The 22,591-nt window shown below is 59.1% G+C and carries 15 protein-coding genes; 7 read left to right on the top strand and 8 right to left on the bottom strand.

What is annotated here, in order from left to right:
* Positions 1-26 precede the first annotated feature (26 nt).
* From PMI23_RS10380 to PMI23_RS10360, 5 genes are all read right to left on the bottom strand, one after another.
* Positions 27-629: a DUF924 family protein gene (locus PMI23_RS10380; protein ID WP_007909266.1), complete on the bottom strand. Its 603-nt coding sequence runs from the start codon at positions 627-629 to the stop codon at positions 27-29.
* 3 nt (positions 630-632) lie between these two features.
* Positions 633-1,643 (bottom strand): class 1 fructose-bisphosphatase, encoded by a 1,011-nt coding sequence (locus tag PMI23_RS10375; RefSeq protein WP_007909265.1) that lies wholly within the window; start codon positions 1,641-1,643, stop codon positions 633-635.
* Between the two features lie 339 nt (positions 1,644-1,982).
* Positions 1,983-3,347 carry a DUF3999 domain-containing protein gene (locus tag PMI23_RS10370; RefSeq protein ID WP_007909264.1) on the bottom strand — a complete coding sequence of 455 codons (1,365 nt, stop codon included), beginning with the start codon at positions 3,345-3,347 and terminating at the stop codon, positions 1,983-1,985.
* Positions 3,344-6,928 carry a DUF2339 domain-containing protein gene (locus PMI23_RS10365; RefSeq protein WP_007909263.1) on the bottom strand — a complete coding sequence of 1,195 codons (3,585 nt, stop codon included), beginning with the start codon at positions 6,926-6,928 and terminating at the stop codon, positions 3,344-3,346. Before PMI23_RS10365 ends, PMI23_RS10370 begins: the two co-directional genes overlap by 4 nt.
* 167 nt (positions 6,929-7,095) lie before the next feature.
* Positions 7,096-9,546: a glycogen/starch/alpha-glucan phosphorylase gene (locus PMI23_RS10360; protein WP_007909262.1), complete on the bottom strand. Its 2,451-nt coding sequence runs from the start codon at positions 9,544-9,546 to the stop codon at positions 7,096-7,098.
* 259 nt (positions 9,547-9,805) lie between these two features.
* Between PMI23_RS10360 and PMI23_RS10355 the strand changes: the two genes are divergently transcribed.
* The gene (locus tag PMI23_RS10355; RefSeq protein ID WP_007909261.1) at positions 9,806-10,243 is read left to right on the top strand and encodes a YkgJ family cysteine cluster protein; all 438 of its coding nucleotides are present in this window, start codon (positions 9,806-9,808) and stop codon (positions 10,241-10,243) included.
* 189 nt (positions 10,244-10,432) lie between these two features.
* Entirely contained in the window at positions 10,433-10,960 is a 528-nt protein-coding gene (locus tag PMI23_RS10350; protein WP_007909259.1) for a hypothetical protein, read from the top strand.
* Between the two features lie 87 nt (positions 10,961-11,047).
* On the opposite strand, the gene typA is transcribed toward PMI23_RS10350, so the two are convergent.
* Complete coding sequence (gene typA, locus PMI23_RS10345) at positions 11,048-12,868, bottom strand: translational GTPase TypA (protein ID WP_003220792.1); 1,821 nt, start codon at positions 12,866-12,868, stop codon at positions 11,048-11,050.
* A 139-nt stretch (positions 12,869-13,007) separates the two neighbouring features.
* Positions 13,008-14,462, bottom strand: a complete 1,455-nt coding sequence (thiI, locus tag PMI23_RS10340) for a tRNA uracil 4-sulfurtransferase ThiI (protein WP_007909256.1) — start codon at positions 14,460-14,462, stop codon at positions 13,008-13,010.
* A 329-nt stretch (positions 14,463-14,791) separates the two neighbouring features.
* Between thiI and glnA the strand changes: the two genes are divergently transcribed.
* The 5 genes from glnA to ntrC all read left to right on the top strand — a co-directional run bounded on the left by glnA (position 14,792) and on the right by ntrC (position 20,373).
* Complete coding sequence (gene glnA / locus PMI23_RS10335) at positions 14,792-16,198, top strand: type I glutamate--ammonia ligase (protein ID WP_007909254.1); 1,407 nt, start codon at positions 14,792-14,794, stop codon at positions 16,196-16,198.
* A gap of 289 nt (positions 16,199-16,487) precedes the next feature.
* The gene (locus tag PMI23_RS10330) at positions 16,488-17,003 is read left to right on the top strand and encodes a DUF4124 domain-containing protein (RefSeq protein WP_007909252.1); all 516 of its coding nucleotides are present in this window, start codon (positions 16,488-16,490) and stop codon (positions 17,001-17,003) included.
* Positions 17,000-17,623 (top strand): DUF4124 domain-containing protein, encoded by a 624-nt coding sequence (locus tag PMI23_RS10325; protein WP_007909242.1) that lies wholly within the window; start codon positions 17,000-17,002, stop codon positions 17,621-17,623. Before PMI23_RS10330 ends, PMI23_RS10325 begins: the two co-directional genes overlap by 4 nt.
* A 231-nt stretch (positions 17,624-17,854) precedes the next feature.
* Positions 17,855-18,940, top strand: coding sequence for a nitrogen regulation protein NR(II) (gene glnL, locus PMI23_RS10320; protein ID WP_007909240.1), 1,086 nt, complete (start codon positions 17,855-17,857; stop codon positions 18,938-18,940).
* The gene (ntrC, locus tag PMI23_RS10315) at positions 18,937-20,373 is read left to right on the top strand and encodes a nitrogen regulation protein NR(I) (protein WP_007909238.1); all 1,437 of its coding nucleotides are present in this window, start codon (positions 18,937-18,939) and stop codon (positions 20,371-20,373) included. Before glnL ends, ntrC begins: the two co-directional genes overlap by 4 nt.
* Before the next feature lie 495 nt (positions 20,374-20,868).
* On the opposite strand, the gene PMI23_RS10310 is transcribed toward ntrC, so the two are convergent.
* Positions 20,869-22,591, bottom strand: a 1,723-nt coding sequence (locus PMI23_RS10310; RefSeq protein WP_157279737.1) for a leucine-rich repeat domain-containing protein, incomplete at its 5' end; no start/stop codon positions are given.

Here is a 22,591-nt window from a genome sequence, read left to right as displayed (position 1 = left end):
GAGAGGGCTAGGGTGAGGGTAAGCCCTTAAAACCTTGACCCAGGTTCGGAAAGAAAGGCCAACTCTTCAGCCGTTGACTCCCGCCCCAACACCGCATTGCGATGCGGAAACCGGCCAAACCGCGCAATCACCTTTTGATGCCGCTCGGCATAATCCAGATTATCCGCAAACACGGCCCGCTCCGACTCCGGCTGTTCAGCCACCAGCTCGATAAATCTGGAAACCGCCTCATTCTGCACCGCGAGGTTTTCGCAGTGTTCGAACACCAGATAAATGAATACACGCTGAATCGGTTTCAACTGCCGATCGAAATCCGCCGCAATGCCTTGGGCAACGAGTTTCTGCGCGCGCAGATCACCGGAAAACGCTTTGGGAGTGTCGCGAAAGATCATTCGCGGCAATTGATCGAGCAACAGCACCAGCGCCAGCCAACCTTCGGGACGTTGCGTCCACTCGGTCAATTCGCCGGCCAGGGCCTGATCGACAAAGACCCCGAAACGCTCACGCGCTTCGAGGTCTTGGCTGTCTCGCTTGCCGAACCACAACTTGCCCTTGTCAGCCGAAATCTCGTCCGGGGATTCGGCGTGTCCGAACCACCAATCGAGCAACGGCTGCCAGGGCGCAGTCATGGTTTATTCCTTGTGGTAAGCCGTAGCGCGAGCGACTTCTTCTTTCGAGCCGAGGAACACTGCTACGCGCTGGTGCAGGCCTTCAGGCTGGATGTCGAGAATACGCTGATGACCGTCGGTGGACGCGCCGCCCGCTTGTTCAACGAGGAACGACATCGGGTTGGCTTCGTACATCAGACGCAGTTTGCCTGGCTTGGACGGCTCACGGCTGTCGCGCGGGTACATGAACAGACCGCCACGGGTCAGGATGCGGTGTACGTCGGCAACCATCGCCGCGACCCAACGCATGTTGTAGTTCTTTTTCAGCGGACCTTCTTCACCGGCCAGCAGCTCGCCCACGTAGCGTTGTACCGGGGCTTCCCAGTGACGCTGGTTGGACATGTTGATGGCGAATTCCTGGGTCGATTCAGGAATGGTGATGTCTTCGTGGGTCAGCACGAAGCTGCCCATTTCGCGGTCCAGGGTGAAACCTTTGACGCCGTCACCGAGGGTCAGTACCAGCATGGTTTGCGGGCCGTAGATCGCGTAACCGGCGGCAACCTGCTGGGTGCCTGGCTGCAGGAACGCTTTTTCGTTCAGCGGCTCGTTCTGGCTCAGGTATTCGTTCGGGCAACGCAGTACCGAGAAGATGGTGCCGACCGGGGCGTTGATGTCGATGTTCGACGAACCGTCCAGTGGGTCGAATACCAGCAGATAGGCGCCTTTCGGGTATTTGCCCGGGATCTGGTAGGCATTGTCCATTTCTTCGGACGCCATGCCGGCCAGGTGACCGCCCCATTCGTTGGCTTCGAGCAGGATCTCGTTGGAGATCACGTCGAGTTTCTTCTGCACTTCGCCTTGGACGTTTTCAGTGCCCATGCTGCCCAGAACACCACCCAGGGCGCCTTTGGACACGGCGTGGCTGATTTCTTTGCAAGCACGCGCCACCACTTCGATCAGGAAACGCAGATCGGCAGGAGTGTTATTGCTGCGGGTCTGCTCAATCAAATAGCGACTCAGGGTAACGCGGGACATGGACGGCTCCGGTGGAATGGGGGGCTAAAAACCCGCGCAGTTTACAGGGAGTCTGAAAACGTAGCGAGCGAAGACGCCCGGTAACGTGCGTTGGGGTGTAATTGCCTGCATGAGACGTGATTGTCGGTGGAGAGTTCAGGTAGCGGGTTTAGCGTAGACCGGTTCGGGACGGATGGTGGTTGAGTGATAGCGGCGGTTTGAGGATTTTTGTTGATTGATCGGCCGTCATCGCTGGCAAGCCAGCTCCCACAAGGACTTCGGTCGTTCATCTATTTTGTGTACACCAAATAACCTGTGGGAGCTGGCTTGCCAGCGATTGGCGCGCAGCGCCAGCCATTCTCAGGTGTTGGTTGGAGGCTTGCGCAACAAGCTAAACGCCATAGCCCCCAAAAACACCACACTCAACAACAACACTGCCCACAACCCAATCTTCTTCCAATTGGTCTCCGCCACCGCCGCTGTGGTCGCCGTCGATGTCTGCGTACCAACCGCTTCACCCTGCACCGACGCCTTGCCCAACGACGCCAGCTTCTGCGGCTTGAAATCCGGAATCAGCGTCGCCAACGGCAAGTTCGCCGTTTTCACCGTCGGATTACCCAGCGCCAGACTGTACGGCCCCTCTCCGCGTGCAAGGAAGATCACCTGAGTCGCCCGCACCGCGTACTTCACGCTGGGCGCCTGCGCGCCCAGACCACCGCCGCGCTCATCGACCGTCAGCTTCAACTGCTGCACGGTCTGCCCGTAGAGCTGCAATTCGTTCTGCACTACATCCTGATTATTCTGGCTCAGGCGATAGAGCAAGCCGCTGCTCAGTTCCTGCCACGGCAGGCTGCTTTCACGTCGCCCCGCCAATATCACCGGCGCAAGACTGTTCGGTTGTTTGAGTTCAACCTGCACGCGTTCGACATTCAGCCCCATCGGCAACTGCCAGGTATATTCCCCGGCCTTGGTGCTGCTGCCGGCCAATGCCTGCGACCAGACCAACGGCAGCGGCAAATCGCGCGGATCACTGCTTTTCAATTGTGCCGCCGTCAAAATCGGCGCCGAGTTCGGCGACTCCCACAATAGCCGCACATAACGCGCCGATTGCCCCGGCAACGTCACTTCGTGCTGCTCGATGCGCTCATCGGAAAAAGTCAGTCGTGCGACCTGACCTTCGCCCCACGGCTGCCAGTGCTGCAAATCATCGCTGGCCTCAATGCTGAAACGCTGAAAGCCGTCGCGCTCACTGGTCCAGTCGAGGATCAATTGCTGCAACGGCGCCTTGATCGCGCTGGCATCCAGCAGCCAGCCACGCAGCACTTCTTCACCCGCCTCCAACTGGCTGGATGGCTGCACTTCGACCAACGTGCCGTTGGTGGTCGATTGCACGCGCACATTCGGCGCGCGCTCACTGGCGTCGGCGGCGTTGTACAGCGGGAACCATTTCACCTCGTGCAACTGGCCGTCATCGCGGGTCTGCGCCGACTCGCGCGCCAAGGCGTAGGCCTGCGCTTCGCCAGCGGCGTTGAATACCCGCAAGTCACTGAGATCAGTCTGGCGCGCCTGCAATTGCACGCTCAACGGTAAGTCGAGGCGATACCACGGGCCGTTGCCGCTCACAGACAGCGGCACCTGCGTGGCGAAGTCCGCCGGTTTTTCCTGAGCACCGGCCACCATCACCACGCCCAACGCCAACCAACCCAGATTTCGCATGCGACTCAAGATGAAACTCCTTCGGTGTTCGGGGCCGGTTTGTCCGCCGCCGGGTCAGCGTCGACGCGTTTGGGCGGCAGCGGCGCGAAATAGCCAACCACCAGCAGCAACACGCCGACGCCGATAAACGAGACGATCCGGGCAAGGCCGCCACGGTTGCTCAGTTCGACAAAAATCAGTTTGGCCACCACCAGCGCAATCAGCGCCGCGCCGATCAACCACACTTCGCGACGATGACGCAGATGCCCGCCGATCATCAGCCCGAGCGCCATCAACGTCCAGACGATGGACAATCCGGCCTGCACCAGCATCGAGCCGAGCAGTTGATCGAGCTCGAACGGAATCCCGGCCCAATGGTGTGCCGCGCGGGTGACCAGCGCGGTGCAGAAAGCGAACAGCGATACCCCGGCGATCAGTTGCGTCGCGTATTCGGCGTAGTCCTGACGAATCGACAGCTGCGAAACTGCACTGCGCGACCAGACATAAACGCCGAACAAAGCAAACAACAGACCCAGCTCCAGCGGGTTCAGCAGCGGCACATACGGCAACGGTTCGGCGTTGCCATCGCTGACGCCATTCGCCAACCAAAACCACGCGAGCATCAGCACCGCCAGCGGCGCGGCGGCGTACAAGCGGTACTCGCGGGCAAACGCTGCGACCGGCCACGGCCAAGAGCGCGGGGCCGCTGCCAGCAGCAGATAAACGCTCGGCAGAATCGCCCAACCCAACCAACGCCAGGCGTTGTATTGCTCGGACAACAGCAGTAGCCCGTAACGCAATTCCAGCGCCAGCACGCCAATCAGCAACCAACAGCCCAATACATGCGCCGTACTCAAGGCGCGCGCCGGCAACATCGGCGCCAGGCGCCGCAGACTGAAGAAGTGCACGGCGAACACCGCCGCCCACGCCAGCCAGCCGAAATCCGTCGCCGGGTGATAACGCGAATGCCAAGCAGCGAGCAACACCAGACCTGCCGCCGGAATCAGCAAGATGCAGAGCAAGCCCAGCGCCGGCCATTTCAAACGTAGCGCCAACACAGTCCACACCGCCACGCTTACGGCTGCTACCAACAGCAGCAACGTGCCTTGCAAATTCGGAGCAGCAAAACGCAGCATCTCGCTAACCCACGCCAGCGCCCACCAACCCGCGCCCCACACCAGCAATACTTCGGACAAGCGCTGCAAACTCAACGCATCGAATGCCGAGGCGTGATTGCCCAGTTGCAGGCGCCACGCACCGATCATCGCCGCCAGCCCCAGTACCAGCGGCGTCCAGAATCCGCCATGGGCCAGCGGTTTCAAACCTTCGCTGGACAGTGGCCCGAGCAACTCCGGACCGGCCAGCAAAAACGCCGCGCCACCGATCACTTGCAACAACAAACCGAAAACAAAACTCACGCGCTGCTTGAGGTACAGGCTCAACCAGATAATCAGCAAACCACTGGCCGCCCACACCGCGCTCGCGGTCTGCCATGGCAGGACAAACAGCACCGCCAGATTGATCAGCACCAGACCAGCCAACAGCACCACCGACAATCCGCGCAGCAGACGTACATCACCGCGCACCATTTCATCACGGGCCGCCAACAGCATGCCGGCGATCAACGCCAGACCGATCAGCGAAGCACTGAGCAAGCCACTCCAGCCGGCGCTGAACACCGCTGCCGAATCCTCGCCCGCGCCTTGCAGACGCAACAGGAACAACGCACCGCCGAGCAACTGCACGGCAAACGCGGTGAACAGGAAGGTGCGCGATTGAATCCGCAGACCGACAAACAACGTCACCAGACCGGCCAGCGCCCAACTGATGGCCGTGGCCTGAACGAAGAAGAACAGCGGCGCCAGCAGATAGAGGAAGGTCAGGCCCAGGCACGCCAACACCGGCAAGCCTTGACGCTCCCAAAGTGATGCCTGTTGCGGCGAGGCCTTGCGCAATTGATAGAAGCTGAACAGCAAGGCAATCCCGAGCATCAAAGCGCCCAGCGGCGCACCGTCGAGCAGACTGCTTTCGCCGACCCGCAACTGACTGAGGAAGGCTAACGCGGAACCCAGTTGCAGCAGCAAGGCAAACGCGCGGGCGAACGGTCGATGCTGGCGCAAACCGAGCCAGAAAATCCCCGCGCCTTCCACCGCCCACGCCGCCGAGGTCCAACGCGCATCGAGCCCCAGCGGGATCGCCAGACTGGCAAAAATCACTCCGAGCGCCAGACAGGTTTCGCCCAGCAGCACCGCGCGCCCGCCCATCAACACCTTGGCCAGCGCCATGTAGATCATGCCCAACGCCAGCGCACTGAAAGCGGCAGCAAACTCCAGATGCTGCACCAGCGCAAACTGCAGACCGAAGCCAATGATCGGCGGGCCGAACAGCATCGTGCCGTCGACGTAATCGCCCTTGCGCGCAGACCAGTGCAGCAACGCCTCGCGGTCGTCCGCCGCCGGCGCGTCCGGCATGTCGAGCAATTTGCGCCGGGCGAACAGCAGGCCGATGGCGAGGTACATCAGGAAAAACAGAATCAGGAACGGCTCGGTGCTCCACAACAGCTCCGGCGTATACGAACGCAAACCCCAGGCGAAACCGATACCAAAGGTGCCGACGAAGCCGATCAGGTTGAGCAGACGCCAGGCCTTGAACCAGGCGATGGCGAGAATGCCGGCGTTGAGCAGCGCGAAATAACTGAACAGCGCGACGTGGTTGCCGGCGCCGGTCGAAGTCAGGATCGGCGCGGCAAAACCGCCCAGCGCCGCCGCTGCGGCAAGCCCCAAGGCGTCTTGGGTAATGGCGAGAATCGCCGAGAAAATCGTCACCGCCACCAGCAGTCCCAGCGCGGCCGACGGATCGAGCAACGGGTGCAGGCGCATCGCCGCAAACACCGTCAGGTACAGCACCGCGATCCCGGTGCCTTGCAGCATCAACGCGTAATTGCTGTTGCGCCGGCGCAGCCACCAACCCAGCGCGAGCAAGCCCAACGCGGCCGCCGCGACACCGGCGTAACGCAACTCGATCGGCACGATCATGCCTTCGGTGGCGTAGCGCAGCAGGAACGCCAGACCGAAAAACAACAACACCACGCCAACGCGCAGCACGGTGTTGCCGCCGAACAGCCAGTTACGCGCAGCATTGATGCCGCGCTCGATGAGGTTCGGGCCACGGGGTTCGGCGGGTTTTGACGGTTCGGGCGTGACGGCATCGAGGCGCCACACATCAGCAGGCAGCGGTTGACTGGTTTCGCTGGCGACGGCGGAAATCGGTTCGAGTTCGGGCGGCAGTTCCCAGACCAGTTCGGGGGCCGGGGCTTCTTCGACTGCTTTGAGCGGTTCGACGACAGATTCGGCGGCCGGCGCCGAAGTCGGTGGCGGCGCAGCATGAAGGGGCACGCCTTCGAGCAGAAACAGGCGCTGTTCGACGCCCTGCAAAGCAACCTTCGCCTGCTCAAGTTGCTGCTGTTGCGCCGCCGCCAGCGAGCCAAGCCGAGCGATGCGGATCGTCTGCCCGATTGCCAGCCCCAACAACGCGCCCAACAGCGCGTCACTGAACGACTCGTCGAGCAGCCAGCCGAGCACCAGCCCGATCAACATGAACATCCATTGCATGGTCGATATCCCTAAGCGCAAAGGCCAATCCGGGAAGATTAGCGCAGCCTGACCCAAAAAGATCGCAGCCTTCGGCAGCTCCTACAGGGTTATGCGAACACCTGTGTAGAAGCTGCCGAAGGCTGCGATCTTTTCCGGCACGCGATTATATCGAGCCGAACGGAAAGTTACTCCAGCGCTTTCCAGATATCCGTTGCGTACTCGCGAATCGTCCGATCCGAGGAGAACCAGCCCATCCGCGCCGTGTTGAGCACCGCTGAACGCCACCAGTTGTTGGAATCGTGCCAATGCGCTTCAACGCGTTTCTGCGCTTCCCAGTAGGAGTCGAAGTCAGCGCAGACCAGGAAGCGGTCGTAATCCACCAGCGAATCGATCAGCCCGGTATAACGCGAGGTGTCATCCGGCGAGAACACCCCGCCGCGAATCGCTTGCAGCACATCGTTCAGACGATGGGACGCGGCGATGTCCGGCACTGCGCTGAACTCGTGGTTCTGTTTGCGCGCTTCGACCTGCTGGGCGCTGAGGCCGAAGATGAACATGTGCTCGGCGCCGATGCGTTCGCACATTTCCACGTTTGCACCGTCCAGCGTGCCGATGGTCAGCGCGCCGTTGAGGCCGAACTTCATGTTACTGGTGCCTGACGCCTCGAAGCCTGCGGTGGAAATCTGCTCGGACAAGTCCGCCGCCGGAATAATGCTCTCCGCCAGGCTGACGTTGTAGTTGGGCAGGAACACCACTTTCAGCAAGCCGCGCACCGTCGGGTCGTTATTCACCACCCGGGCGATGTCGTTGGTCAGCTTGATGATCAGTTTGGCCTGGTGATAACTCGCCGCCGCCTTGCCGGCGAAGATTTTCACCCGTGGCACCCAGTCGACTTCCGGCTCGGCGCGGATCGCCTGATACAGCGCCACGGTGTGCATCAGGTTGAGCAACTGGCGTTTGTATTCGTGGATCCGTTTGACCTGCACGTCGAACATCGCCGCCGGGTTGACCGCGATGCCCAAGCGTTCGTGAATCAGATAGGCCAGAGCTTTTTTGCTGTGCAGGCGCTGTTCGGCGAAAGCTTTGCGGAACGCGGTTTTTTCGGCGAACGGCTCAAGATCGAGCAGACGCTCTTCGGGGTTATCCAATAGATCCGGGCCGAGCGCATCGACCAGCATCGAAGTCAGTTCCGAGTTGGCCTGATACAGCCAGCGGCGGAAGGTAATGCCGTTGGTTTTGTTGTTGATCCGCCCCGGGTAGAGCTTGTGCAGTTCGGCGAATACGGTTTTGCGCATCAGTTGCGTGTGCAAGCCAGACACGCCATTGACGCTGTGCGAACCGAGGAAAGCGAGGTTGCCCATGCGTACCCGGCGACCGTTGTCTTCTTCGATCAGCGACACCGCGCGCAGTACGTCGAAATCGTGAATGCCTTTGGCCCGCAGCGAGTCGATGTGCTGCGCGTTGATCAGGTAAATGATCTGCATGTGCCGTGGCAGCATGCGTTCCATCAAGCCCACAGGCCAGGTTTCCAGTGCTTCCGGCAGCAGCGTGTGGTTGGTGTATGACAGCGTGTCGACGGTCACTTGCCACGCGGCATCCCACGCCACGTCATAGACGTCGACCAGTTGGCGCATCAGTTCGGCGACGGCAATCGAAGGGTGCGTATCGTTGAGCTGGATCGCCGCGTGATCGCCCAGGGTCAGCACCGAGGTGTGCATGTTGCGGTGACGGCGCAGCAAATCCTGCAAGGAAGCAGCGACAAAGAAGTATTCCTGGCGCAGGCGCAGCTCCTGCCCTGCTTCAGTGCTGTCCGCCGGGTAGAGCACGCGGGAGATACTTTCCGCGCGGGCAACCTCGGCGACGGCACCCAAGTGGTCGCCAGCGTTGAAACGCTCCAGGTGCAAATCTTCCATGGCGCGAGCACGCCACAGCCGCAAGGTGTTGACGCTCGCCCCGCGCCAGCCGACCACCGGCGTGTCATAAGCAATGGCGCGGACGGTTTCCGCCGGCGACCAGACTTGTTTGGACTTGCCGGAAATGTCGGTGACGGTTTCAACGCTGCCGCCGAAGCCGATGGAGTACACGACTTCTGGCCGTTCGAACTCCCACGGGTTACCGAAATCCAGCCAGTGCTCGGTCTGCTCCTGCTGCCAGCCGTCGACGATGGCCTGACGGAACAAGCCGTGCTCATAACGAATGCCATAACCGTGGCCGGCAATGCCGAGGGTCGACATGCTTTCCATGAAGCACGCCGCCAGACGCCCGAGGCCGCCATTGCCGAGCGCCGCATCGGGCTCCAGCAAGCGGATGCGCTCCAGATCGACACCGAGCTCAGTCAATGCTTCACGGGCGACGTCGAGCAGACCTAGGTTGCTCAGGCTGTCATAGAGCAAGCGGCCGATAAGAAATTCCAGCGAGAGGTAATACACCCGTTTCTGACCTTTGCGGTAGATCTGCCGGGTGTGGTCCATCCAGTGTTCGACCATGTGATCACGCGCCGCCAACGCAATGGCTTCGAACCAGTCATGGTCGAAGGCGTGATCGGGGTCCTTGCCCACCGCGTAGGTGAGCTTGGTCAGGACGGCGTCGCGGAATGCGGCCACCTCTGCTTCGCGAACTAGTGGTTCTTGAGTCATCAATAGGACCTCGAGCGAGCGGGAATTGTCTGAGCCTAGACGGTCTGACCGACGGTGAGGGCTCTGGTTCGGCAGTATTTCCTGAGACTGTGAGATAGCCCGGCATTACCTTGGCGAGTGAGCTAATGAATGCAGGGGCCGTGCCGAATTGTCCGGCAATGTGCCTGTATGCAGAAAAAATCTGGCGAAAGGTTGTTCAAAAATCCACCAGTCCCGGTATGATCGCGCGCCTTGATGCACACACGCCTGGTAACTCCCGATGATGAAGCCCAACCTGATTGCCGCCGCTGAGATCGATCGTCTCGATACGTGGGCGAAATACTCAGCCCCAATGTGCGGTTCCTGCGTGTCCAGCTGCTGCACGCTGCCGGTCGAGGTGAAGATCAAGGATCTGGTGCGCATCGGTGTGGTCGACGAGTTCGAACTGGGCGATCCGCCGAAGAACATCGCCAAGCGCCTGCAAAAGGAAGGCCTGGTCGAACGCTTCAACCAGAAGTCCGGCATCTTCACCTTGCAGCGCATGAGCAACAACGATTGCTACTACCTGGATCGTAAGAGCCGCTTGTGCACCATTTATGACAAGCGCCCGGATACCTGCCGCAATCACCCGAAGATCGGGCCGCGGCCTGGGTATTGCGCGTACAAGCCAAAGGAGGTGGTGCGCGAGCAGAATTTCCGGGCGATCGAGCGGTTCTGACCCAACCCCGGAGTTGGCCAAAGGCGAGCTCCGTACTGAAAGTGCCATCCGTAGATTGTTCTTACAGGAACGGGTAACTCGACCATACCCGCTTGTCGCAATTTCCTATGCTTTATCAAGCATTCACCCGACAGAAAGTATCTCTCCCCAACACTAGTGTGGAGCATCACTCCCTCAGAGAAGATGCTCATGCGTTATTTAAAAGTGACAGCCCAGGATCGTAGCGGTAACGGCAAAGCCGATGCCGTGCAGCTGCACTTCCACAATGGCTCTGCCAACCTCGTCCACGAAGCTTTTGCACTGGATATGTCCGCCGATGGCTGCATTGAGTTCGGCTTCGCGGGTGATATCAACAGCGACGGACTGCAGAATTTTCAGGATCAGTTGCTACTCACGGCCTTTGCCGAGGTCTTCCTGCAGCTCAACTGGTTCAATGCCGGCGATAACTGGGAGCGCTATCTGAAAATTGGCGCAACCGACTATCATCAGGACGGCACACCCAATGTGGTCACGCTTCAATTCAGTGAAGACGATGGCGAGCTCGGCAAACCCATCAAGATCCGACGCGCAGCCGCGTACGATGGTGACAATGACGGCAGCCTCGACTCCTTCACTAACTCCGATGTGAACGGCGATGGCATAGCCAACAAAGCGGACAAGGCTGTACTGCGCAAGATCGCGGAAACCTTCCTCGCGTTTCGCTGGTTCGACGCTTGATTTGCCCATTGCTTCGCTGTTGATCGCAGACAAACAAAAACGCCCCCGGTCTCGCGACCGGGGGCGTTTTTTCAAGCGCGGGCTAAATTACGCCTTGGCTTTCTTGGCAGCGCGGGTACGCTCGCTTTCGTCCAGGATCTTCTTGCGAAGACGGATGGACTTAGGAGTAACTTCGCACAGCTCGTCTTCCTGGATGTATTCCAGAGCCTGTTCCAGGGTGAAGCGAACAGGTGGTACCAGAGCGATGGTTTCGTCTTTACCCGAAGCACGCATGTTGTCGAGCTTCTTGCCTTTGGTTGGGTTTACACCCAGGTCGTTGTCGCGGCTGTTCTGACCAACGATTTGACCGTTGTAGATCTCCTGGCCGTGTTCTACGAACAGCTTGCCACGAGCCTGCAGGGTTTCCAGCGAGTAGGTCAGTGCCTTACCGGTTTCAACCGAAACCAGAACGCCGTTCTGACGGCCGGACATGTGGCCCGACTTCACTGGAGCGTAACGGTCGAAGATCGAGGTCAGGATGCCAGCACCGTTGGTCAGGGTCAGGAACTGGTTACGGAAACCGATCAGACCGCGAGCAGGGATGTTGTATTCCAGACGAACACGGCCCTTGCCATCCGGCACCATGTTGCTCAGGTCGCCCTTACGCAGACCCATCTCTTCCATGACCTTGCCCTGCGATTCTTCAGGGATGTCGATGGTTACGTTTTCGAACGGTTCCTGCTTCACGCCGTCAACTTCACGGATGATCACTTCAGGACGGCCCAGGGCCAGCTCGAAGCCTTCGCGACGCATGGTTTCGATCAGTACCGAGAGGTGCAGCTCACCACGGCCGGAAACCTTGAACTTGTCAGCCGAGTCGCCTTCTTCAACGCGCAGTGCAACGTTGTACAGCAGCTCTTTGTCCAGACGATCCTTGATGTTACGGGAGGTCACGAACTTGCCTTCTTTACCGCAGAATGGCGAGTCGTTTACCTGGAAGGTCATGGAAACGGTTGGCTCGTCAACGGTCAGCGGCTTCATCGCCTCGACGGTGTTGATATCGCACAGAGTGTCGGAGATGAACAGCTCGTCGAAGCCGCTGATGCAGACGATGTCGCCGGCTGCTGCTTCTTCAACGTCAATGCGGTGCAGACCGTGGTGACCCATCAGCTTCAGGATACGACCGTTGCGGCGCTTGCCGTCGGCGCTGATAGCGACAACCGGGGTGTTCGGCTTGACGCGACCACGAGCGATACGGCCAACACCGATAACACCCAGGAAGCTGTTGTAGTCCAGAGCGGAGATCTGCATCTGGAACGGACCGTCACGGTCAACGGCCGGAGGCGGAACGTGGTCGACTACCGCTTGGTACAGCGGGGTCATGTCTTCCGCCATGGCGGTGTGATCCAGACCGGCAATACCGTTCAGGGCCGAAGCGTAAACAACTTGGAAGTCCAGTTGTTCTTCGGTAGCACCGAGGTTGTCGAACAGGTCGAAGATCTGATCCAGAACCCAGTCCGGACGCGCGCCTGGACGGTCAACCTTGTTGATTACCACGATTGGACGCAGGCCGGCTTCGAAAGCCTTCTTGGTCACGAAACGAGTTTGCGGCATAGGGCCGTCTTGAGCGTCAACCAGCAGCAGAACGGAGTCAACCATCGACATTACGCGTTCAACTTCGCCGCCGAAGTCGGCGTGGCCCGGGGTGTCCACGATGTTGATGTGGTAGCCGTTCCAGTTGATGGCGGTGTTTTTCGCCAGAATGGTAATACCGCGCTCTTTTTCCTGGTCGTTGGAGTCCATCACGCGCTCGTCGTTGAGCTCGTTGCGTTCCAGGGTGCCGGATTGACGCAGGAGTTTGTCTACCAGGGTGGTTTTACCATGGTCAACGTGGGCGATGATGGCGATGTTGCGTAGATTTTCGATCACTTGTGTATCTCGATCAGAGGATTCGGTTTGCTGACAAGTCTTGGCAGCGATTAGCAGTAGTGTCCGGCATGGCCGTTACAGCTTGACGGCGGTGTCGGGGGGCCGGTGACGCAGGCCACAGGCAAACAGCCCCGGGCACTTAGCTCGGTCGATAAACGCGCACATTGGCATGCCCCTCACTGAGCAAATGGTGAGCATGCAGGCGACTCATCACGCCTTTGTCGCAATACAGCAGGTACTGGCGAGTCGGATCCAGCTCCTTGAAACGAGCGTTCACTGCGTAGAACGGCATCGTCTGTACTTCTACGCCAGCGAGTTCCAGCGGCTCATCCTCGGCGGCATCCGGGTGACGGATGTCGATCACGATCTGGCCGGCCAGTGCTTCGCTGACTTCTTCAATCTGTACGTCCTGGCCCAATTCGTCGATCACCCGATCGATCGGCACCAGTTTGGCGTTTTCGAGCGCACGCTCGAGGACTGCCATGTCGAATTCTTTCTCTTCGTGTTCAACACGACCGCGTTTGGCGGCGGTTTTCGGATTGACCGAAATGACCCCGCAGTATTCCGGCATGTGCCGGGCGAAATCGGCAGTGCCGATCTCGTTGGCCGTGTCGATGATGTCCTGCTTGTGCGCCACGATCAGCGGACGCAGGACCAGTTTGTCGGTCACGCAGTCGATCACCGACAGGTTCGGCAGCGTCTGGCTCGACACCTGGGAGATCGCCTCGCCGGTGACCAGCGCCTCGATCTGCAGGCGGTCGGCGATATTGGAGGCCGCGCGCAACATCATACGCTTCAATACGACGCCCATATGACTGTTATCGACTTTGCCGAGAATTTCGCCCAGCACTTCTTCGAACGGAACACTGACAAATAGCACGCGTTGCGAGCTGCCGTACTTCTTCCAGATGAAATGCGCGACTTCCATCACGCCCAATTCATGGGCACGCCCGCCCAGATTGAAGAAGCAGAAGTGCGTCATCAGGCCGCGGCGAATGATCTGGTAGGCCGCAACGGTCGAGTCAAAGCCGCCGGACATCAATACCAGCGTCTGCTCAAGGGCGCCGAGCGGGTAACCGCCGATACCGTTGTGCTGGCTGTGGATCACAAACAACCGTTTGTCGCGAACTTCGATGCGGACTTCGATTTCCGGCGCTTTCAGGTCGATCCCGGCGGCACCGCACTCACGGCGCAGCTTGCTGCCGACGTATTTTTCGACATCCATCGAGCTGAATGCGTGCTTGCCGGCACGCTTGCAACGCACCGAGAAAATCTTCCCGGCCAGTGCATCGCCGTAGTGCTGTTTGCACTTCTCGGTGATGTCGTCGAAGTCGCCCAGCGGGTACTCGTCGATCTGCAGAAAGTGCGCGATGCCCGGCATGCAGGTCAGGCGCTCGCCCATCTCTTTCAAGGCTTTGGGATCGGTAACGCGGGTTTCCAGTTCGAGATTGTCCCACACACCGTTCACCACCACGGCCGGGTCCAGGTCGCGGAGCACGGTGCGGATGTTCTTGGCCAACTGGCGGATGAATTTCGTCCGGACAGGTCGGCTTTTGATGGTGATCTCGGGGAAGACTTTTACGATTAGTTTCATGAAAACAGCGCGCGAACGGCCAGCCGAAAAAGGGGGGCGCGGATTATAGCGGAAATTGCTCAAGGTTTAACCAGTTAATGTGCAGAAGGTTTTGCATGCACCAAAACGGGTCATTTTCGATTTGTGGCGCTACATTAGGGGGCGAGATTTTCCGCATTCAGGCGCTTTGCACCTTTATAAGCGTGAATTTGGGGCAAAAAACCCATGCTGGGGCACTGGCATGCAATTTGCTCCCTTGTGAGGCAGGTTGCCTTGGCAGAGTATTCGCGCCGGCATCACCCAAATTCTAAGGGCATCCACTACTAAGCCCGAAGCCACCCGGAGGACATATGTCGAAGACGGTTCAACTCATCAAAGATCATGACGTCAAGTGGATTGATCTGCGCTTCACGGACACCAAAGGCACTCAGCACCACGTGACCATGCCGGCTCGCGATGCGCTGGATGAAGACTTCTTCGAAGTCGGCAAAATGTTCGACGGTTCCTCCATCGCTGGCTGGAAAGGCATCGAAGCCTCCGACATGATCCTGATGCCGGTTGACGAAACTGCCGTTCTCGACCCGTTCACCGAAGACGCCACCCTGATCCTGGTGTGCGACATCATCGAACCTTCGAGCATGCAAGGCTACGACCGCGACCCACGTGCGATCGCCAAGCGTGCCGAAGAACACCTGAAAGCCACCGGTATCGGTGACACCGTGTTCGCCGGTCCTGAGCCAGAATTCTTCATCTTTGACTCGGTGAAATTCAAGTCGGACATCTCCGGCTCGATGTTCAAGATCTACTCCGAGCAAGGTTCGTGGATGTCCGACCAGGACATCGAAGGCGGCAACAAGGGGCACCGTCCAGGCGTCAAAGGTGGCTACTTCCCGGTTCCGCCGTTCGACCACGACCACGAAATCCGTACCTCCATGTGCAACGCACTGGAAGAAATGGGCCTGACCGTCGAAGTTCACCACCACGAAGTGGCGACTGCCGGCCAGAACGAAATCGGCGTCAAGTTCAACACCCTGGTGAAGAAAGCCGACGAAACCCAAACCCTGAAGTACGTTGTGCACAACGTTGCTGACGCTTACGGTCGCACCGCGACCTTCATGCCGAAGCCACTGTACGGCGACAACGGTTCGGGCATGCACGTGCACATGTCGATCTGGAAAGACGGCAAGAACACCTTCGCCGGTGAAGGTTATGCCGGCCTGTCCGATACCGCTCTGTACTTCATCGGCGGCATCATCAAGCACGGTAAGGCCCTGAACGGCTTCACCAACCCGGCGACCAACTCCTACAAGCGTCTGGTACCAGGCTTCGAAGCTCCGGTGATGCTGGCCTACTCGGCTCGCAACCGTTCCGCTTCGATCCGTATTCCTTACGTGTCGAGCCCGAAAGCCCGCCGTATCGAAGCCCGCTTCCCGGATCCGGCTGCCAACCCTTACCTGGCCTTCGCAGCACTGCTGATGGCCGGTCTGGACGGTATCCAGAACAAGATCCACCCAGGCGACGCTGCTGACAAAAACCTGTACGACCTGCCGCCTGAAGAGGCGAAAGAGATCCCGCAAGTTTGCGGCAGCTTGAAAGAAGCCCTGGAAGAGCTGGACAAGGGCCGCGCGTTCCTGACCAAGGGCGGCGTATTCTCCGACGACTTCATCGACGCTTACATCGCGCTGAAATCGGAAGAAGAAATCAAGGTTCGCACCTTCGTACACCCACTGGAATATGAGCTGTACTACAGCTGCTGATCCGGTAGCGCCGCGTTTTTCGGCGTGACAAAAAGAGGCCTCCTTCGGGAGGCCTTTTTTATTGCCTGCCATTTATGACGTGATGCTGATCGTTCCCACGCTCCGCGTGGGAATGCAGCCCGTGACGCTCCGCGTCACTGGACGCGGAGCGTCCCTTGAGGCGTACCCACGCAGAGCGTGGGAACGATCAATTGTGGTGTATGAATGATCTCTGGATGTGTGCAGGGTTGGGCCAACCGCCACACCTGTCCTATGCTGCACCCCATCGCTTTCAATCCCGGTCGATTTCATGGGTCGCACCTTTCTCTACATTCTATTGCTGATGATCGCCCTGCCCGCCGCCGCGCAGATCTACAAATACACCGATGCCAACGGCCACACGGTGTACAGCGATCACTCGCCGGACGGCGTGCAGGCACAACCGGTGGAATTGCCGCCGCTCAATCGGGTCGAGCCTCAGGCGCCCAGCGCACCACCCGCGCCCGAAACCGACAACCGTGAACCTGCGCCCAACGCCTATGACATTCTTGAACTCGCCGGACTGCCCACCGAAGAAGCATTGCGCGCCAACAACGGCACCTTCACCGTCAATGTGCTGATCAAGCCGCGCCTTCGACCGCCCCATCAATTAAGGCTGGTATTGGACGATGAGCCTTACGGTCAGCCGAGCAACGTGCCAATCCTGCAACTGGTAAACGTAGATCGCGGCGAACATCGTTTAGCGGTGCAGGTGATTGACGGGCAAACGGTCATCCAGCAGAGCCCGCCAGTACCTCTCAGCGTACAGCGGGTACACAAGCCATGATCCGCGCAAGCTTGTTCGTCGTGCTGGCGCTGCTGATGCTGCAAGCCTCAGCAGAGGTCTTCACCTATACCGATGCTCAGGGCAATCGTGTCTACACCGACCAGCCCCGCAGCAACGCCAAGCGCGTACCGATCGCGACCAGCAATCGCATGTCGGCCAACCCCGGCGCCGCTGCGCCGATCACCACCGCAAAAAAATCCCCGGAACAACCACCGTTCCACTACGACATGCTGCGCATTCTGGTGCCCGAACCCGATGCCACAATTCGCAGCAGTGCCGGCGAGATCATCGTCAGCGTCACCAGCGAACCCGGCCTGCAACGCGGCCACCGTTATCGCCTGTTGCTGGATGGCCAAGCCACCGGCGAACCCGGTCTGAGTCCGGTGTTCCCGCTGAACAACATTGATCGTGGCAGCCATAACCTGTCCGTGGAAATACTCGATGCCGAGGGCCGCACCGTCGAACGCACCGCCAACCAGCCGTTCCACATGCTGCGCATCTCTCTCGCGCAGAAACGCCAGGTCAAACCCTGCGTCGCCGACGACTACGGCGTACGTCCGGAATGCCCGTTGAAAGACAAACCCGAAGAGCCGAAAAATCCCTTCCTGCGTTTCTTCTAACGCCGTTCAGCTTTGCGCACTATATTGGTGCAATAGATTGCACCGTACCCACAATCCAACCCATTTTGGTTCGAAACTTCCCGTTCGAGCTGGCACCCTGCCACTCAAACGAGCGTCAAACGCCTGTTTCAGGCGTTGAACGCTTCTTTTCAGAGCCTTGGTTTGGTTTTTGCATTTTCAGTTCACCGACGCTTGTTATTTGCGCACGCTCCGCCCCCAAAAGAGGCTCCGATGACTATTAGCGACGCAATCCACCGTTTGCTGCTCGACAACCTGACCACCGCCACCATCCTGCTCGACGCCGAATTGCGCCTCGAGTACATGAACCCGGCGGCGGAGATGCTGCTCGCCATCAGCGGGCAGCGTAGCCATGGGCAATTCATCAGCGAGCTGTTTACCGAATCCACCGAGGCGCTGAATTCGTTGCGCCAAGCGGTAGAGCAGGCGCACCCGTTTACCAAACGCGAAGCGATGCTCACCGCCCTCACCGGCCAGACCTTGACCGTGGATTACGCGGTGACGCCGATCCTCAGCAACGGCGCGACCATGCTCCTGCTGGAGGTTCATCCGCGTGACCGCTTGCTGCGGATCACCAAGGAAGAGGCGCAGCTGTCCAAGCAGGAAACCAGCAAGATGCTGGTGCGCGGTCTCGCCCATGAAATCAAGAATCCGCTCGGCGGTATCCGTGGCGCCGCGCAACTGCTGGCCCGCGAGCTGCCGGAAGACAGCCTGCGCGATTACACCAACGTGATCATTGAAGAGGCCGACCGCCTGCGCAATCTGGTCGACCGCATGCTCGGCTCGAACAAGCTGCCGTCGCTGGCCATGTGCAACGTCCACGAAGTGCTGGAGCGCGTTTGCCAACTGGTTGAAGCCGAAAGTCAGGGCTGCATCACCTTGGTGCGCGATTACGACCCAAGCATTCCCGACGTCTTGATCGACCGCGAGCAAATGATTCAGGCGGTGTTGAACATCGTGCGCAACGCGATGCAGGCGATCAGCAGCCAGAACGAGCTGCGCCTGGGCCGCATCAGCCTGCGCACCCGAACCATGCGCCAGTTCACCATCGGCCACGTCCGCCATCGTCTGGTGACCAAGATCGAGATCATCGACAACGGTCCGGGGATCCCGGCGGAACTTCAAGAAACCATTTTCTTTCCCATGGTCAGCGGTCGCCCGGACGGTACCGGGCTGGGCCTGGCCATTACCCAGAACATCATCAGCCAGCACCAGGGCCTGATCGAGTGTGACAGCCATCCAGGCCACACCACCTTCTCGATCTTTCTGCCACTGGAACAAGGAGCCACATCGACATGAGCCGTAGTGAAACCGTGTGGATCGTCGATGACGACCGTTCTATCCGTTGGGTGCTGGAAAAGGCCTTGCAGCAGGAAGGCATGACCACCCAGAGCTTCGACAGCGCCGATGGCGTGATGAGTCGCTTGGCCCGTCAGCAGCCGGACGTGATCATTTCCGACATTCGCATGCCCGGTGCCAGCGGTCTGGATCTGCTGGCGCGGATTCGCGAACAGCACCCACGGTTGCCGGTCATCATCATGACCGCTCACTCCGATCTGGACAGCGCTGTCGCCTCGTATCAGGGCGGCGCGTTCGAGTATCTGCCAAAGCCGTTCGACGTTGATGAGGCCGTGTCGCTGGTCAAGCGTGCCAATCAGCATGCGCAAGAACAGCAAGGCCTGGAAGTCGTGCCTGCTTTGACCCGCACCCCGGAAATCATCGGCGAAGCGCCGGCGATGCAGGAAGTGTTTCGCGCCATCGGTCGCTTGAGCCACTCCAACATCACCGTGCTGATCAATGGCGAATCCGGCACCGGCAAAGAACTGGTCGCCCACGCCCTGCACCGCCACAGCCCGCGCGCGGCCTCGCCGTTCATTGCGCTGAACATGGCGGCGATCCCCAAGGATCTGATGGAGTCCGAACTGTTCGGCCATGAAAAAGGCGCGTTCACCGGCGCGGCGAATTTGCGTCGCGGGCGTTTCGAACAGGCTGACGGCGGCACGCTGTTTCTTGATGAAATCGGCGACATGCCGGCGGATACCCAGACCCGTCTGCTGCGGGTTCTGGCGGATGGCGAGTTCTATCGCGTGGGCGGGCATGTGCCGGTCAAGGTCGACGTGCGCATCATCGCCGCGACACACCAGAATCTGGAAACCCTGGTACACGCCGGGAAATTCCGTGAGGACTTGTTCCATCGCCTCAACGTGATCCGTATCCACATCCCGCGCCTGTCGGACCGTCGTGAAGACATCCCGACCCTGGCCAAGCATTTTCTCAGCCGTGCCGCGCAGGAATTGGCGGTCGAGCCGAAACTGCTGAAGAGCGAGACTGAGGAATACCTGAAAAACCTGCCGTGGGGCGGCAACGTGCGGCAGTTGGAAAACACCTGCCGCTGGATCACCGTGATGGCCTCCGGGCGCGAAGTACACATCAGCGACCTGCCGCCGGAGCTACTGAACCTGCCGCAGGACTCGGCGCCAGTGACCAATTGGGAGCAGGCGTTGCGTCAGTGGGCCGATCAGGCGCTGGCGCGCGGTCAGTCGAGCCTGCTCGACAGTGCGGTGCCGGCGTTTGAGCGAATCATGATCGAGACGGCCCTGAAGCACACCGCCGGGCGCCGGCGTGATGCCGCGGTTTTGCTCGGTTGGGGGCGCAATACCCTGACGCGCAAAATAAAGGAATTGGGCATGAAGGTCGATGGTGGCGATGATGATGAGGGGGATGAGGGTTAACGGTTTGTTCGCTTGAGGGCTGTTGTGAATTCAAAATCCAGCCCCTCATCGGAACGCCGTGCACCGCATCAATGCACAATGACCCGCGATCGCGCACAGCCGCATCGCCACATTCGCTTCTGAAACCACTGAAAAATCAACTACCCAAATGCACGAAGCCCCGAATCCCGGGGCTTTCGTGTTTCTGATCAGATTTTTTGTTTCAACACATTAAAACCTGGCACGCCCCCTGCAATAACCCTTACAGGTGATTCGATTCACCACCCGTTTCGGGGACCTTGGTACAGGCAGGCCGGGGATTCCCCTCTTTACACCGGGCTCATACCGCAACGCGACGAGCCCACCCTTTTGGGATCCTTGGTACAGGCAGGCCGGGGGTTCCCTCTTTACACCGGACCGACGCTCACAGCGAAGTCCACCCGTTTTGGGAACCCTGATACAGGCAGGTCAGGGATTCCCGCTTTTACACCAATCGCCGAGGTGTTCAGCCCGGCGTTAATCAAGCTTCGGACGTTTGGGTAAATGATGCAGGGGCTGATTTTGCCGCCCCGAGTCATATTCCCGTATTTGTGCTTCAAGCCTGTCGAGCATTTTTCCGGGGCTGGGTTCATTGAGCAGAATGTCCCTCATCCTTGCCTGTTCGCTTGGCTCAGCCTTCGTATAGGCATCCAGAAACCACCACACCCGCCGCTGCAAAAGCGGATGCTCGACGTGAAATTCAGGCGTACGACTCAGTTTCCGAATCCCATTGATCACGTCACTTGCTGCACCGCCGAAGCTGTCCCAGAGCTTCAGTTTTTCAGGTAATTCCAATGGCGGCACATTTCGCAGCCACAGGTTTGCCGACCGATCAGCACTTTCCTCTCCCAGCCAGATGTCGGCGCCTGTTTTTATACGCGCATGTATCAGACGCCGCAGGGAAGCCGGATCCGTGATGGGATTGCCGCTGAGACTGAAGCCCGCTCTGAGTTCGATGGATTCCGGGATCGCGGCAATTCGATTGTTCGCCAGATTCAACACTTTCCCGGGAATCTTATCGGTGATGCCGTCCGGAAACTTTTCCAACCTCATGTTGGAAAGATCCAGCTCCTGCAACGCAGTCATTGCTTTAAGTGAAGGTGCAACAGAAAACGCGTTGTCGCTCAGTCGCAATACCTCCAGCCTTGACGGCCCGTTGTCGGCATCAAGCCCGATAGGGATTCGGTGTATTCCGGAGCCTGTCAGGTCCAACACGCGCAACTCGGTCATCCCGGAGATGTCAGGATCCGTTAGCAAAACAACGCTCGGGTGTTGAAGAGACAACCGAGCGCGCAAGTCGTCGGGATAATGATTCAGCCTCGCCGCCTGTATTTTTCCTAGCCTCAACACCTGCAGCCTGGTCATGCCCCTCAGCGAAAAGTCATCCTGAAAATCACAATCCTGCAGGTTCAACTCTCGTAAACGGGGGAGCCTCGCTAATTGCTCGGCAAAGCGCGAACCCAGATCGAATCTTGAGTAAGCATGCTCATACATAGAGGCATCGGAGGTACTTCTGGTGATCATCTGGCTTGTGACCGTCAGACTTTCAATGTTGGGAAATTGCGCAAAAAACACCTCAGGGTTCAGCGGCGCATGACCTCTTAACGTGAGAGAAACGACTGAGTTGAATTTCAATGAAAGCAGCTTATCGACTGGCCATAGCGTGAGATTGATATCCAGCTTGAAACCCGATAGCCGCCCATCGCTGTAGACCCGCTGATCAGGCTTACTTTTCCACTTGTACAATTTGCGCAGCGTACTCCACATGGCAAACGCCTCATCTACGCCATGTTTCCCTAGAATGCGATTTTGGTGGTCCGGGATGCTGACGTGTTCGTAGTCCAGTTGCAGTAGCCCAAGCTGAATCCGCTTGAGTTCCACATCTGCCACATCCTTGTCACCAAACCGGGCGATAAAGTCATCCGCGTGTTGATCGGTCGCTTTCGGAAGGTAGCTTCGAACCTGCGCTCGGGTAGTTGGCTCAACGACCGTACGCGGGTACCAAAAACCGCTATCGGCGTCACGCAGCATCACCGGCCCCAAAAGCAACTCACTTGGCCGTCGGGCCCGATGCAGTCCCGTCTCGGGGTCCACGGCGACATGGACAAAATCGCCATCGGCCACTTCAGCGTAGGTGCGATTGTTAAAAACCCTCAAGCCTTCGCCGTTGGCTTCTGGAAGTAACGCCCGGGCATTGATT

Source organism: Pseudomonas sp. GM24 (assembly GCF_000282235.1).
GTDB lineage: Bacteria > Pseudomonadota > Gammaproteobacteria > Pseudomonadales > Pseudomonadaceae > Aquipseudomonas.
This window is presented reverse-complemented; position numbering and strand designations above follow the sequence as displayed.

Excerpts from the sequence above, each read along its gene's own strand:
- PMI23_RS10380 (WP_007909266.1), bottom strand. The coding sequence starts at position 629 with ATGACTGCGCCCTGGCAGCCGTTGCTCGATTGGTGGTTCGGACACGCC.
- PMI23_RS10375 (WP_007909265.1), bottom strand. The coding sequence starts at position 1,643 with ATGTCCCGCGTTACCCTGAGTCGCTATTTGATTGAGCAGACCCGCAGC.
- PMI23_RS10365 (WP_007909263.1), bottom strand. The coding sequence starts at position 6,928 with ATGCAATGGATGTTCATGTTGATCGGGCTGGTGCTCGGCTGGCTGCTC.
- PMI23_RS10360 (WP_007909262.1), bottom strand. The coding sequence starts at position 9,546 with ATGACTCAAGAACCACTAGTTCGCGAAGCAGAGGTGGCCGCATTCCGC.
- PMI23_RS10355 (WP_007909261.1), top strand. The coding sequence starts at position 9,806 with ATGATGAAGCCCAACCTGATTGCCGCCGCTGAGATCGATCGTCTCGAT.
- PMI23_RS10350 (WP_007909259.1), top strand. The coding sequence starts at position 10,433 with ATGCGTTATTTAAAAGTGACAGCCCAGGATCGTAGCGGTAACGGCAAA.
- thiI (WP_007909256.1), bottom strand. The coding sequence starts at position 14,462 with ATGAAACTAATCGTAAAAGTCTTCCCCGAGATCACCATCAAAAGCCGA.
- glnA (WP_007909254.1), top strand. The coding sequence starts at position 14,792 with ATGTCGAAGACGGTTCAACTCATCAAAGATCATGACGTCAAGTGGATT.
- PMI23_RS10330 (WP_007909252.1), top strand. The coding sequence starts at position 16,488 with ATGGGTCGCACCTTTCTCTACATTCTATTGCTGATGATCGCCCTGCCC.
- PMI23_RS10325 (WP_007909242.1), top strand. The coding sequence starts at position 17,000 with ATGATCCGCGCAAGCTTGTTCGTCGTGCTGGCGCTGCTGATGCTGCAA.
- glnL (WP_007909240.1), top strand. The coding sequence starts at position 17,855 with ATGACTATTAGCGACGCAATCCACCGTTTGCTGCTCGACAACCTGACC.
- ntrC (WP_007909238.1), top strand. The coding sequence starts at position 18,937 with ATGAGCCGTAGTGAAACCGTGTGGATCGTCGATGACGACCGTTCTATC.